12 protein-coding genes and 1 other annotated feature are annotated in these 14196 nt (G+C 30.1%); of the genes, 6 read left to right on the forward strand and 6 right to left on the reverse strand.

Translation table 11 applies throughout. From position 1 onward, the window contains the following. Positions 1–7 precede the first annotated feature (7 nt). From OIF33_RS13245 to purR, 4 genes are all read right to left on the reverse strand, one after another. A complete protein-coding gene (locus tag OIF33_RS13245; protein WP_322504736.1) occupies positions 8–967 on the reverse strand; it encodes a ribose-phosphate diphosphokinase in 960 nt (319 codons plus the stop codon). Between the two features lie 56 nt (positions 968–1023). Next, positions 1024–2388, reverse strand: a complete 1365-nt coding sequence (glmU, locus tag OIF33_RS13250; protein WP_322504737.1) for a bifunctional UDP-N-acetylglucosamine diphosphorylase/glucosamine-1-phosphate N-acetyltransferase GlmU — start codon at positions 2386–2388, stop codon at positions 1024–1026. Between the two features lie 211 nt (positions 2389–2599). Then, positions 2600–2872 (reverse strand): septation regulator SpoVG, encoded by a 273-nt coding sequence (gene spoVG / locus OIF33_RS13255; protein ID WP_003450704.1) that lies wholly within the window; start codon positions 2870–2872, stop codon positions 2600–2602. A 112-nt stretch (positions 2873–2984) separates the two neighbouring features. Continuing rightward, complete coding sequence (gene purR, locus OIF33_RS13260) at positions 2985–3788, reverse strand: pur operon repressor (protein WP_322504738.1); 804 nt, start codon at positions 3786–3788, stop codon at positions 2985–2987. A gap of 369 nt (positions 3789–4157) precedes the next feature. On the opposite strand from purR, the gene murC reads away from it, so the two are divergent. From murC to OIF33_RS13280, 4 genes are all read left to right on the forward strand, one after another. Continuing rightward, complete coding sequence (gene murC / locus OIF33_RS13265) at positions 4158–5531, forward strand: UDP-N-acetylmuramate--L-alanine ligase (protein WP_322504739.1); 1374 nt, start codon at positions 4158–4160, stop codon at positions 5529–5531. Positions 5532–5767: 236 nt separating this feature from the next. Continuing rightward, positions 5768–6787 carry a LacI family DNA-binding transcriptional regulator gene (locus OIF33_RS13270; RefSeq protein ID WP_322504740.1) on the forward strand — a complete coding sequence of 340 codons (1020 nt, stop codon included), beginning with the start codon at positions 5768–5770 and terminating at the stop codon, positions 6785–6787. Between the two features lie 114 nt (positions 6788–6901). Then, positions 6902–7720, forward strand: coding sequence for a purine-nucleoside phosphorylase (locus tag OIF33_RS13275; protein WP_322504741.1), 819 nt, complete (start codon positions 6902–6904; stop codon positions 7718–7720). Positions 7721–7811: 91 nt separating this feature from the next. Beyond that, the gene (locus OIF33_RS13280) at positions 7812–9038 is read left to right on the forward strand and encodes a NupC/NupG family nucleoside CNT transporter (RefSeq protein WP_322504742.1); all 1227 of its coding nucleotides are present in this window, start codon (positions 7812–7814) and stop codon (positions 9036–9038) included. 82 nt (positions 9039–9120) lie between these two features. Here OIF33_RS13280 and OIF33_RS13285 read toward each other — a convergent pair whose 3' ends face one another. Continuing rightward, a complete protein-coding gene (locus OIF33_RS13285; protein ID WP_322504743.1) occupies positions 9121–10197 on the reverse strand; it encodes a Xaa-Pro peptidase family protein in 1077 nt (358 codons plus the stop codon). A 198-nt stretch (positions 10198–10395) separates the two neighbouring features. On the opposite strand from OIF33_RS13285, the gene OIF33_RS13290 reads away from it, so the two are divergent. Next, positions 10396–11094 (forward strand): metallophosphoesterase family protein, encoded by a 699-nt coding sequence (locus tag OIF33_RS13290; RefSeq protein ID WP_322504744.1) that lies wholly within the window; start codon positions 10396–10398, stop codon positions 11092–11094. 37 nt (positions 11095–11131) lie between these two features. On the opposite strand, the gene OIF33_RS13295 is transcribed toward OIF33_RS13290, so the two are convergent. Then, positions 11132–12346 carry a cytochrome b5 domain-containing protein gene (locus OIF33_RS13295; protein ID WP_322504745.1) on the reverse strand — a complete coding sequence of 405 codons (1215 nt, stop codon included), beginning with the start codon at positions 12344–12346 and terminating at the stop codon, positions 11132–11134. Between the two features lie 106 nt (positions 12347–12452). Next, positions 12453–12694, forward strand: a binding site (T-box leader). A gap of 67 nt (positions 12695–12761) precedes the next feature. Here OIF33_RS13295 and asnS point away from each other — a divergent pair. Further along, positions 12762–14159, forward strand: a complete 1398-nt coding sequence (gene asnS, locus OIF33_RS13300) for an asparagine--tRNA ligase (RefSeq protein WP_322504746.1) — start codon at positions 12762–12764, stop codon at positions 14157–14159. Positions 14160–14196 lie beyond the last annotated feature (37 nt).

Here is a 14196-nt window from a genome sequence, read left to right on the forward strand (position 1 = left end):
TCTTTTTTTAATCTTGGAATAATCCACTTAATGGTTCATCATCATAAATTCTATTTATAGCATCTGCCATAATAGGTGCAACTGATAATGATTTGAACTTATTTAAACCTTCTGCTTCTGGAAGAGCTATAGTATTTAACATAACTAACTCCTCAATAGCACTGTTATTTATTCTTTCGAATGCTGGTCCTGATAATACTCCGTGAGTACAACAAGCATATACATTTTTTGCTCCTAAATCTTTAAGAGCATTAGCTGCATTAGTTATTGTTCCTGCAGTATCTATCATATCATCTATTAAGATACAAACCTTATCTTTAATATCTCCTATTATATTCATTATCTCAGATACATTTGCTTTTGGTCTTCTTTTATCTATTATAGCTATTGGAGCATTAAGTTTATCTGCAAACTTTCTCGCTCTTGTTACTGAACCTAAATCTGGTGAAACAACAACTACATCGTCTCTATCAGCTAATCCTTTATCAACGAAATATCTTGATAATATTGGTGATCCTAATAAGTGATCTACTGGTATATCAAAATAACCTTGAATTTGTGGTGCATGTAAATCCATAGTAAGAACTCTATCTGCACCTGCTGCTGTTAATAGGTCAGCTACTAGCTTAGCTGTTATTGGATCTCTTGACTTAGCTTTTCTATCTTGTCTAGCATATCCATAATAAGGTATAACCGCATTTATTCTTCCTGCTGATGCTCTTTTAAATGCATCTATCATTATTAATAACTCCATTAAGTTATTATTTACAGGACTACAAGTTGATTGAACTATAAATACATCACAACCTCTAACAGTCTCTTTTATATTTACTGATATTTCTCCATCACTGAAAGTACCTACCTCTGCTTTACCTAGTGGGATATTTAGCGCCTCTGCAATCTCACTAGCTAACTCTGGATGCGAGTTACCTGTAAATATTTTAATGTTTTTTGAATGATTTTCCATTTAGTGAAGACCTCCTTAAAATTAAACCTAGCCTTTGGCATTTGTATATTTAATGCTTATTTAAGCTTTTTTCTTTCAACCCAGCCCTCTATGTTCTTTTGTTTAGCTCTTGCTATAGCCAAACTTCCTTCTGGAACCTCTTTAGTTATTGTTGATCCTGCAGCTATATAAGTATTATCTTTTACTTCTACAGGTGAAACTAAGTTAGTGTTACATCCTATAAATGAATCATCTCCTATGATTGTTTTATATTTTTTCTTACCATCATAGTTAACAACCACTGTACCACATCCGAAGTTACATCTTTCTCCAACTTCAGCATCTCCAATATAAGTTAAGTGTGATACCTTTGTATTATTACCAATTGTTGATTTTTTAATTTCAACAAAATCACCAATTCTAACATGGTCTCCAATATTACTTTCTGGTCTAACGTAAGCAAATGGTCCTACAGTTGTTTCCTCACCTATTTTACTATCTAAAATAACTGAACTTTGAATTTCAACACCATTTCCTATTATGCTATTATTAATTCTTGAGTTAGGATATAAAACACAATCTTCTCCTATAACTGTTTTTCCTTCTAACACGTTACCTGGATAGATTATAGTATCTTGACCAATAACTACATCTGGCTCTATATATGTGTTTAGAGGGTCTATTATAGTAACTCCATTATCTAAATGAGTTCTATTTATTCTGTTTCTCATTATACTCTCAACTTTAGCAAGTTCAGCTCTTGAATTAACACCTAAAGTCTCTTCAAAATCTGTAATCATAGCTCCAACTTTTTTACTCTCTTTCTTTAATATTTCTATAACATCTGTTAAGTAATATTCTCCTTGAGCATTATCATTTGAAAGTTGTTCTAAAGAAGTTAGTAAGCTTTCTATATCAAAGCAATACATTCCTGCATTTACTTCTTGTATCTTTATTTCTTCCTCATTGCAATCTTTATGTTCTACAATTTTCTCAACTGATTCACCATTTCTAACTATTCTTCCATAACCAGTTGGGTTTTCAATTACTGATGTTAATAAAGTAGCTGAATTTTTTTCATTAATATGTGTGTCAACTAAATTTTTAACAGTTTCTGGCTTTATTAAAGGAGCATCTCCTGTAAATATAGCTACTACTCCAGTTTTTCCTGCTAAAAAATCTTTAGCACATATTACTGCATGACCAGTTCCTAACTGCTCTGCTTGTAAAGAATAACTTACATTTTTTGATGAAGTTCTTTCTTTAACTAATTCTGCACCTTTTCCAATTATTACATTAACATCTTCTATCTCAGCTCTTCTCATAGCATCGATAACATGATTAACCATTTCTTTTCCACAAGCTTTATGTAGAACCTTTGGTAACTTAGATTTTATTCTAGTCCCTTGACCTGCTGCTAATATTATAGCACATTTGTTCATAAAAACACCTCTTTGTGATACTCATTTTATTATATAAGCTATACTATTTAAAATTAATCTCTTCTTTTGTTGTGAAATCTTCAAATTTCTCATTTTCAATTATATTTTAATAAATTACTTATTTCAATAATAAGTTATTAATGATATTAACATGAAATTCATTATGTTTTAGACAAAAAAATAAAAGGAAGGCATCTTCCTTTTATTAAAATTACTCTTGAACATCTAAATTTTTAACTTTCTCATACTCATCAAGAATAGCTTTTTGAATTTGCTCCCTAGTTTCTGTATTTATAGGATGAGCTATATCCTTAAACTCTCCATCTGGTGTTTTTCTGCTAGGCATAGCTATGAAAAGACCATTTTGTCCTTCTATAACTTTGATATCATGTACAACAAATTGATTCTCAAAAGTTACTGAAACTATAGCTTTCATCTTACCTTCTGCAGATATTTTTCTAATTCTTACATCTGTAATATTCATCATGGTACACCTCCAGTTGTTGTTACTATGTATATTCTATACAAAATATAGAAATCCTTCTTTTTTTAATATTTTTTGTAAATTATTCTTTAACACATAGTAACTTTAATCCTTAAACAGAAGGTACCATTTTTACTCCATCTTCATTTATTTCAACAATATCAATTAATGATACATAATCCTTAGTTATTTTATTAGTTGATAGTTTGTTATCTATTAGAACTCCAATTCCCATAAGTTCAGAATCAAACTCTTTTAATAAATCAACTAATCCCTTAGCAGTTCCGCCACCTCTCATGAAATCATCTATGAATATACATTTACTTCCCTGCTTTAATGATTTTCTAGATAAGCACATTTGCTGTATTTTTCCTGAAGTTCCTGAAACATAATTTATAGAAACTGTTGATCCCTCTGTAACCTTACTATCTCTTCTAGCTGTTATAAGTTGTACTCCTAAGCATTTAGCTACTTCATATGCTAGTGGAACTCCTTTTGTTTCAACTGTTATTACATAATCTATATCCATTTCTTGGAAATAAGATGCTAAAATAACAGAAGCTTTATTTATTATGCTAGGATCAAACATTATGTCTGTAACATATAAGAAATTTCCTGGAACAACTCTATTACTTTCACTTGCAATTTCGCATAATTCTTCTAAAAACTTTTTCTTTTCTTCTTCTCCCATTTCTGGAATATATCTTATTCCACCAGCTGCACCAGCTATTGTTTCAACTTTTCCCATTGAAAATTTAGCTAATATTTCTCTAACAATAACTATATCTTCACTTATTGTTGATTTAGCAGCATTTAAAAGTTCTGAGAATTTATTTAATCCTATTATCTTATTAGGATTTTCTATAAGAACCTTTGTTATAATCGATACTCTACTATTTCTACTTAGTTTCTCCATATTAATCACCTGACCTATATAAATTTCCAGTATATATTTTCCACTTATAATTCATATTTTATTCTTTATAAAACACATATATTTTTATAAATATTTCCCTTTTTATTCTGCATGTAAAATAATTATAGCAAACTTTATTAAGGCTGTTAACCAATTATATATTACACATTGCGAATTTTAATATTTTTTTCTTAATAATTATTAAGATGTCTTAATAATTATATAAAGATTAATAAATTCCTTTTGGTACAAAAGGCAATAAATTTTCATAAAATATTTTTAAAAATGCTTTTAAAAAGAATTTTTTTGTGTGCTTTTCTAAAAAAGTGTATATAATTATTAGTGTATATAAGTAAAGGAGTTGATATCTTGGCTTTCGATTTATTAAAAGATATTGATAAAAAAGTTCATTTCATAGGAATTGGTGGAGTTAGTATGAGTGGTTTAGCTGCCGTACTACTTAATGCTGGTTACAAAGTTTCAGGATCTGATTCAAAGGAATCAGAAATTACTAATAGATTAATAGAAGAAGGTGCCAAAATATACATAGGTCACAGTAAAGATAACTTACAAGATGTTGATGTAGTTGTATATACCGCTGCAATACCTAGCGATAATCCTGAAATAGTTAAAGCTAAAGAAGATAATCTTATCCTAATGGATAGAGCTGAATTTTTAGGACAAATTATGAAGGGTCATAAATTTAATGTTGCTGTAGCAGGAACTCATGGAAAAACAACAACTACTTCTATGATTTCACATGTTGCACTTAGCGCAGATTTAGATCCTACAATATTAGTTGGTGGAGATTTAGATATAATCCATGGAAATTTCAGAGTTGGAAATAGTGAATATTTCATAACTGAAGCTTGTGAATATAAGCAAAGTTTCTTAAGATTTTTCCCTTACGTGGGAATAATACTAAATATAGATGCCGACCATCTTGATTTCTATAAGGATATAAATCACATAAAGGATACATTTAAGCAATTTGTTAACTTAATTCCTAATGATGGATATATTATAGGAAATGCTGATGATAAAAAGGTTCTTGAAGTTCTTGATGGAGCTAAATGTAATGTATTAACTTATGGAATCAATGCTGGAGATATACAAGCTAAAAATATAGAGTTTAACGAAAAAGGTTGTGCTACTTTTGATGTATTTAAAGGTGAAGAAAAACTTCTTTCTCTTTCTTTAAATGTACCTGGTATGCATAATGTATCAAACTCATTATCAGCTGTATGTTTATCAGAAATATTCAAGATTCCTGCCGAATCAGTAATATCAGGGCTTTCATCTTTTGGAGGAGCTCATAAGAGATTCGAATATAAAGGTAAAAAGAATGATATAACTGTTATTGATGACTACGCTCATCACCCAGTTGAAATAAAGGCTACATTAAGTACAGCAAAGAAAATGTCTCACAATAAAACAATCTGTGTATTCCAACCACACACTTATACAAGAACAAAAACTCTTTTCGATGATTTCGTTAAGTGTTTTGATGACTGTGATGAACTTATTTTAATGGATATATATGCAGCTAGAGAAAAAGATTTAGGTGAAATAAATTCAGACCAATTAGGAGATGCCATAAGAGCTCATGGAGTTAAATGTATTAATGTACATTCTCATGAGGAAGCATTAGAATATGTAAAGGCTAACTCATCAAAAGGTGACCTACTTTTAACAGTAGGAGCAGGTGATGTAGTTAAAGTTGGTGAACTTTTTTTAAAGTAAATTTTTAAAAAGACTATTTTATTTAAAAAAAGGCTATTTTATTAAAAAAATAGTCTTTTTTTGTTTGCATTATGATAAAAATAATGTTATCATTTACATGTAGTATTTTTCTTTTCTTGTGCAGTTTGATGAAAGCGATAACATACTTAATTAAAATTTAATTTTTCTACTAAGGAAAATATTGTTTAATTATTTTCGCAGTTCATCTATAATAGTGTACAAGGAGGAAGAATGCCATGTCTGTAACAATTAATAATATTGCAAAAGAAGCGGGTGTTTCTTTAGCTACTGTTTCAAGAGTTATAAATAACTCTGGATACGTAAAAGAAGAAACTCGTGAAAAAGTTATGAAAGTCATAAATAAATATAACTATACTCCTAGCGCTATTGCTAGAAGTCTTTCAAAAAATGTTACTAACACTATCGGAGTTATAGTTCCTGATATTACTAATCCATTCTTTGGATCTATAATAAAAGGAATAAGTGATGTTGCAGAAGCGAATGATCTTAACTTAATTCTTTGTGATTCTAGTGAAGACATTAATAAAGAAATTAAAGCTATTAAGACACTAAAGGAACAAAGAATTAGAGGAATTATCATTTGTCCAACCTCTGTTGAAAATGATTTAAATAGTGAATACCTAAAGGCTATAACTAGTTTAGGAATACCTGTAATCTTAGTTGATGGTAGTCTTAAATATCATAATTTCAATGGTGTTTTTGTGGACAACATCAAAGGTGCTTTTGATGCCACCGAGGCATTAATTAAAGAGAATCATACCGACATAGCTATAATAACAGGTCGTATGACATCTAAGCCAGCTCAAGATAGGTTATTAGGTTATGAAAAAGCATTGATAATGAATAATCTTCATATAAATAGTGGTTTAATTTTTTATGGAGATTATGAAGAAGAAAGTGGATATGAATGTACTAAAAAAATCTTATCAATGGAAAATAGACCTTCAGCAATTTTTGTATGTAACAATCTTATGACTTTAGGTTGCTTAAAAGCTTTAAGAGAAGCAAACATTGAAATATCAAAAGATATTTCTTTAATATCTTTCGATAATATACCTATACTAGATACTTTAGGTATAAACCTTAGCCATATAAATGGCCCAACTAGAGAGCTTGGAGAACTTAGTATGAATTTATTGATAGATTCTTTAAGCAATAAATCAAAAAAAGAATTAAGTAGTATAACAATAACTCCAGAACTTATTTTAAAAGGTTCTGAGAAGTTAATAAAATAATTCTAAATTTAATTTAGAATTTCATACATTTTAAAGTAAGCGTTACCACATACTAGAAATATTCCAAAATTAAAATCGTTAACAAAAAAATTTTTATTAAGAGGTGTAAAAGTTATGGATTTATCAAGTAAAATTAAAACAGCTGCTGAGTACATAAAAGGAAAAAGTAAATACAACCCAACAATAGGATTAATATTAGGATCAGGATTAGGTGCTATTGCAGATCAAATCGAAGATGCTGAATACTATCCATACAACGAAATTCCAAACTTCCCAGTTTCTACAGTTGAAGGACATGCTGGAAGATTAGTTATAGGAAAATTCCAAGGTAAAGAAGTTGTTGCAATGCAAGGAAGATTCCACTACTACGAAGGTTACTCAATGCAAGAAGTTACTTGCCCAGTAAGAGTAATGAGATTATTAGGAGTTGAAACTTTAGTAGTTACTAACGCTGCTGGAGCAGTAAATAAAGATTATACTCCTGGAGATTTAATGATAATATCAGATCACTTAAATTTATCTGGTTCAAATCCTTTAATAGGTAAAAACTTAGATGAATTTGGTCCTAGATTCCCTGATATGTCAAATGCTTATGACAAAGAACTTAGAACTCAAGTTAAAAATATAGCTAAAAATTTAGGAATAGAAGTAAGAGAAGGTGTGTATGCTATGTTTAGTGGCCCAACTTACGAAACTCCTGCTGAAATAAGAATGGCTAGAACATTAGGAGCAGATGCAGTTGGTATGTCAACAGTTCCTGAAGTTATAATAGCTAACCATAGTGGAATGAAGGTTATAGGCGTTTCATGTATGACTAACATGGCTGCTGGTATATTAGATCAACCTCTTAACCATGAAGAAGTTATGGAGACTTCAGCTAAAGTTAGAAAAACATTCATTGAATTAATGACTAATATCATCAAAGAAATTTAATAAAGTTAATTAAAAATACATTTTTTAACTTTTATTAAATACAAAACTAGTATAAAATAAAATAAAAAAACTTAAGAAAAGGAGAACAAAAGTGGATAGGTTTATTGGTGTAATAGGTCTTATATGTATTATTGGTGTAGCAGTTCTTTTTTCTGAAAACAGAAAGAAGATCAACTGGAGACTTGTTGTAACAGGTCTTTTACTACAAATTATTTTTGCTCTAATAATTTTAAAGTTCCCTCCAGGAAGAGCTGTATTCGAAGGTGTTAGTGCTGGAATAACTAAATTATTAGATTTTACTAGGGAAGGTACTTCTTTCTTATTCGGTTCATTACTTGATACAAATCAGTTTGGTATGATATTCGCATTACAAGTTTTACCAACTATTATATTCTTCTCATCATTAATGAGCGTACTTTATCACTTAGGTGTAGTTCAAGTAGTAATTAAATTTGTTGCTAAAGGTGTTTGTAAATTATTAGGAACAAGTGGTGCTGAAACTTTCAGTGCTGTTGGTAACATATTCTTAGGTCAAACTGAGGCTCCGCTTCTAGTTAAACCATACATAAAAAACATGACTAAATCAGAGTTATGTGCAATTATGGTAGGTGGTATGGCTACTGTTGCTGGTGGTGTTATGGCTGGTTACGTAGCTATGGGTGTTGACGCAGGTAGCTTACTTGCAGCGTCAATCATGGCAGCCCCTGCTGGATTAGTACTTGCTAAAATCTTAGTTCCAGAAACTGAAGAGCCAGAAACTAGAGGTGGCGGAAATATCGATTTTAAAGTTGAAAGTGAAAATGTTATTGAAGCTGCTGCAAACGGTGCTTCAGAAGGTTTAGGATTAGCATTAAACGTTGGTGCTATGCTTCTTGCATTCGTTGCTCTTATCGCTATGATAAACGCATTATTTGGATGGGTTGGTGGATTCTTCGGAATGCCTTACATAAGCTTAAACTGGATACTTGGTAGATTATTTGCTCCTATAGCATTTATAATGGGTGTTCCAGCAAAAGATATCTTTACTGCTGGTGATTTATTAGGTATCAAACTTGCTGTTAATGAGTTCTTAGCTTACTCACAATTAGGAACTTACATACATGCAGGTACTTTAGATCCTAAGACAATTATGATATTAACTTACGCACTTTGCGGATTCGCTAACTTAAGTTCAGTTGCAGTCCAATTAGGTGGTATAGGTGGATTAGCACCTGAGAAAAAACCAACTATAGCTAAGTTAGGATTAAAAGCGCTTTTAGGTGGTACATTAGCTACATTCATGACTGCAACAATTGCAGGTATATTATTCACTCCTTAATAAATAGGAAAAAACGTTTAGATTGTAATAAGTAAAAAAAGAACATTCTTGAATTAAGAATGTTCTTTTTTTTTATTTAAAATTATTCTACTACAACTAATTCTTTGTTTAATTTATTCAATCTTTCACAGCCATCTTCAGTAACTAAAACTAAATCCTCTATTCTAACTCCCATATCTCCTTGAAGATATATTCCTGGTTCTACAGAGAAAATCATACCTGGTTTAACTTCATCAGTATTAGTTGATCCAACATCACCAAAATCATGAGTTTCTATTCCTATTGAATGTCCTGTTCTATGAGTAAAGTATTTCCCGTAACCTTTACCTTCTATAACATCTCTAGCCGCTTTATCTATATCACAGAATCTAACACCTGGCTTAATCATTTCTATAGCCTTTTTATTAGCTTCTAAAACAGTGTTAAATATTTCTTTTTGATGTTCTGTGGGTTCACCAAAGAATACACATCTAGTCATATCTGAACAGTAGTAATCTTTTCTACATCCAGTATCTATTAAAACGCCCATTCCTTTTTCTAATTTTTGCTCTCCTGATTCTGCATGTGGATCTGCTGCATTAGCTGCAAAAGCAACGATTGGTTCAAATGAGTATCCTTGACAACCATACTCTGCATAACCTTTTCCTAAGATTTCTACTACCTCTTTTTCAGTCATTCCTTCTTTAAGGCTATTTATTGCTTTTTCTACTACTATGTCATTTATTCTTGAAGCTTCTTTCATTAAAGCTATTTCTTCATCATCTTTTCTCATTCTAACTCTATCAACTATAGGTGATCCATTAACAAATTTCTTTGCTGATTTTCTATCTAATAATTGAATTAAGAAATGTGCTTTCCAATCTTTATCTATTCCTAAAACTTCATCATGATCTATTATTTCATCTAAAATATCTATTGGATTCATAGTATCGTTATACCATAAAATATCAATACCTAAATCCTCATTTATTGGAAATAGTTCATTTACTATGAACTTTTGCTCACCTTTTGTATTTAAATAAAGTGTTATCATCCTTTCTCCTGGTGATATCCACTTACCTGTTAAATAAAATATTGATGCAGGTGAAGAAACTAACATTTGAGGTATATTATTTGCCTCCATAGCTTCTAAAATTCTTTTTACTCTTCCTTCTTTCACCCTAATCACTCCTCTCTAAATAGTTAAAATTCTTTAAATAAATTATATCATAGTTTCAAATTATCTAATAATTTATATAACTTTACTATTTGTAATATTTATTTTTTTATTTTATCCATTAATTTTTTTATTTTGTCCATTAAATTGTTATATAATATTTATAGTAAAAAAATACTTAATAAACAGGAGGTCTTAAAATTGAGAATAGCAGTAATATCAGATATACATGGAAACTTATATGCCTTAAGAGAAGTTTTAGAAGATATAGATAACCAAAATATTGATTCTATAATATGTTTAGGAGATTTAGTTGGTTATGGACCTCATCCTAATGAAGTAATAGCACTTATTAAGAGAAGAAATATTCTATCCTTAAAAGGTAATTATGATGCTTCTGTTGTGGATAATGATTATACATACATTAGAGATACAGAGATAAACTCTTTTTCTCTTCCTTGGACAGCAGCCGAACTAAGAACACCAAATAGATACTATTTAGATAACTTACCTAATGATCTTTCTATAAATGTATGTGGAAAATCTATTAAATTTGTTCATGGTAGCCCAAGAAGAATAAATGAATATCTAAGTGAAGATTATTCTGAATTAGATGAAATAATGAGCGAACTTAAAGAGGATGTTTTAGTTTGTGCTCATACTCATATTCCTTACGCTAAAAAGGTGGGAAACAAAGTTATAATAAATGATGGTAGTGTTGGTAAACCTAAAAACGGTAAACCTCATGCAACTTATGTGATCCTAGACTTCTCTAATGAATTTAAATTAAAAGTAGAAATGAAAACTGTTCCTTATGAATTTAAAAGAACTATGAAAGATATGGAAATGAAAAACTTTCCTCAAAAATTAATTTATTCTTATGAGTCTGGAAAAGAATAAAAATAAAGCTAGATTAATTTTAATCTAGCTTTATTTTTTAACAATCCTTATAACTACAACTTAAAACTCCTGCAATACTTAAATTTTTTAGTGGTGTCTTATCATTTCCATAAGTCTCTTTATATTCACCTGTTAAGTCACATCCAACCTTTATATTTTTTTCTCTCCATCCTTCTACATCTGTTAAATCATAAACTGTACCAAATATAGCTATATATGGTGGATTTCCATTCTTACCATCATATTTGCTAAGTTCATTTATGTTAAATTCCTTAACTTTATTTCTTTCTAAATAATCTATCTTATCATAAACAACTGTTCCAATTATAGGTAATTCAATCAATATACTTCTATCTCCATTACGATATTCATTAAAGAATGAAGTAAGATCACTTCCTAATTTTAATTTATTATAGGGATTCTTTTTAAATGTATCTATATTGCTTACATCATAAATTACTCCATCTACTGCTATATAAGCTGCATTTCCATTTTTCCCATCATAATTTTTTAACTCACCTAATGTTAAATCTCTATTGATAGCTTGAATATGCTTGCCTCTTTGACTTTCTTCAAAATCATGTAATATTGCTACTATTCTAGCTCCTTTTAAAACATCTCTATTGTCTTTATAATATTCATTAAACTCTTTAGTTGCATCAACTCCTAAAGGTAATTTTTTATAAGACCTTAATTTTAAAAATGATAGTCCAGTTACATCATAGACCATATCATCAATAGCCATATAAGAAGGTTTTCCATCCTCTCCATTATATTTTTTTAATTCTTCTGAACTCATTATTTTTAATGTTTTTTGCGGATAATATTCTTCTACATCCTCTATAAACTGAATTTCCTCTGGCTCTGCCAATAATCCTACATTAGGAATCTTAGATAACAAAGACAAATCTCTTTCATTATATTCATTAAATTCCTTAGTTAAATCTCTTCCTAACATTAATTCATTGTATGGACTCTTTTTAAATAAATCTATGTTTGTGACATCATAAATAACACCATCTATAGCAACATATTCAGGTTTTCCATTTTTTCCATTGAAACTAGCCAATTCTTCTGGAGTAAGAATTAACATATCCACCTCTTTATTCCTTGTTCTAAATCCTTCAAACTCTTGGAAAACAGCTTCTATTTTGTCCTTATATATTTTAGAATTTTTATCTTTTCTTGCTAAAGTCATTAAGTACTTTAATTTATTTATTTGTTCAAACTTATCTTCAAAAAAATTGCACATAAAAACTCCCCTATTGCATACTATATCTATATATTTCTATGTGGTTAATATTGCAAATGTTAATGTTTTATTGTAAAATCATTATTAATCGAACTAAATAAGATTTTTATTTACTATGAAGAGAAGAGTAAGCTTAGGAAGTAGCTAACAGCGAGCAGATTATGGTGTGAGTTCTGCAGTGAAGCCTATTCTGAAGAACATCTCTGAGTTTCTAACCGAAATCCACTTTGGAGAGTAGACTTAGACGGATTCAAACCGTTATACTTGAAGAACATTTTTGTGTTCATAAAGCCGGCTATTTTTATAGCAATTTGGGTGGTACCGCGAATAATGCCATTCGTCCCATTATCTTAATGTGGATGAAGGGCTTTTTTATTTGGAATAAAAACTTAATTAAGAAAGAGAGGAAACAATAATGAAAGATGTAGTTTTAGTAAAAAGTCTTTACAGAAACACTAGTGAATATAGTGATAAAAAAGTAAAAATATCAGGTTGGATAAGAACTTTAAGAGCATCAAATGCTTTTGGATTTATAGAAGTTAATGATGGTTCTTTCTTTAAAAACGTTCAAGTTGTTTTTGATAGTGCTAAAGTATCAAATTATAAAGAAATTTCTAAATTACCTATAAGTTCATCAATCTCAGTTATAGGAACTTTAGTTGAAACTCCAGATTCAAAACAACCATTTGAAATTCAAGCAGAAGAAATAATAGTAGAAGGAATGTCAGATTCAGATTATCCTCTACAAAAGAAAAGACATACTTTTGAGTACTTAAGAACAATAGCTCACTTAAGACCAAGAAGTAATGCTTTCTCAGCTACATTCAGAGTAAGAAGTGTTGCAGCTTATGCTATACATAAGTTCTTCCAAGATCAAGGATTTGTTTACACTCATACTCCAATAATAACTGGTTCAGATGCTGAAGGTGCTGGAGAAATGTTCAGAGTAACAACTTTAGACATGATGGCTCCTCCAATAGCTGAAGAAGGTGGAATTGACTTCTCACAAGATTTCTTTGGAAAAGAAACTAACCTTACAGTTTCTGGACAATTAAATGCTGAGTGTTTCGCTTTAGCATTTAGAAATATTTATACTTTTGGACCTACATTTAGAGCAGAAAACTCAAACACAGTGAAACATGCTGCTGAGTTCTGGATGATAGAACCTGAAATGGCATTTGCTGATTTAGTAGATGACATGGAAGTTGCTGAAAACATGTTAAAATACGTTATAAAATATGTTATGGATGAATGTCCAGAAGAAATAGCATTCTTCAACCAATTTGTTGATAAAGGATTATTAGAAAGATTAAACCATGTTGTAAGCTCAGAATTCGGAAAAGTTACTTACACTGAAGCTGTTAGATTACTTCAAGAATCAGGTAAAGAATTCGAATATCCAGTTGAGTGGGGAATAGATCTTCAAACTGAGCACGAAAGATATTTAACAGAAGAAATATTCAAAAAACCTGTATTCGTAACTGACTATCCAAAAGATATTAAAGCATTCTACATGAGATTAAACGAAGACGGAAAAACAGTTGCTGCTATGGATTGCTTAGTTCCTGGAATAGGAGAAATCATAGGTGGTAGCCAAAGAGAAGAAAGACTTGATGTTTTAAAAGCTAGAATGGCTGAATTAAACTTAAGTGAAGAAGATTACTGGTGGTACTTAGAACTTAGAAAATACGGTGAAACTGTTCACTCAGGATTTGGTCTAGGTTTCGAAAGATTAATCATGTACATCACAGGAATGGCTAACATAAGAGATGTAATTCCATTCCCAAGAACTACTGGTTCATCAGAATTCTAATAAAAAAAGAAGTGGATTTCTCCACTTCTTTTTTATT

Origin of the sequence: Clostridium sp. LIBA-8841 (assembly GCF_034439435.1) — a bacterium.
GTDB lineage: Bacteria > Bacillota > Clostridia > Clostridiales > Clostridiaceae > Sarcina.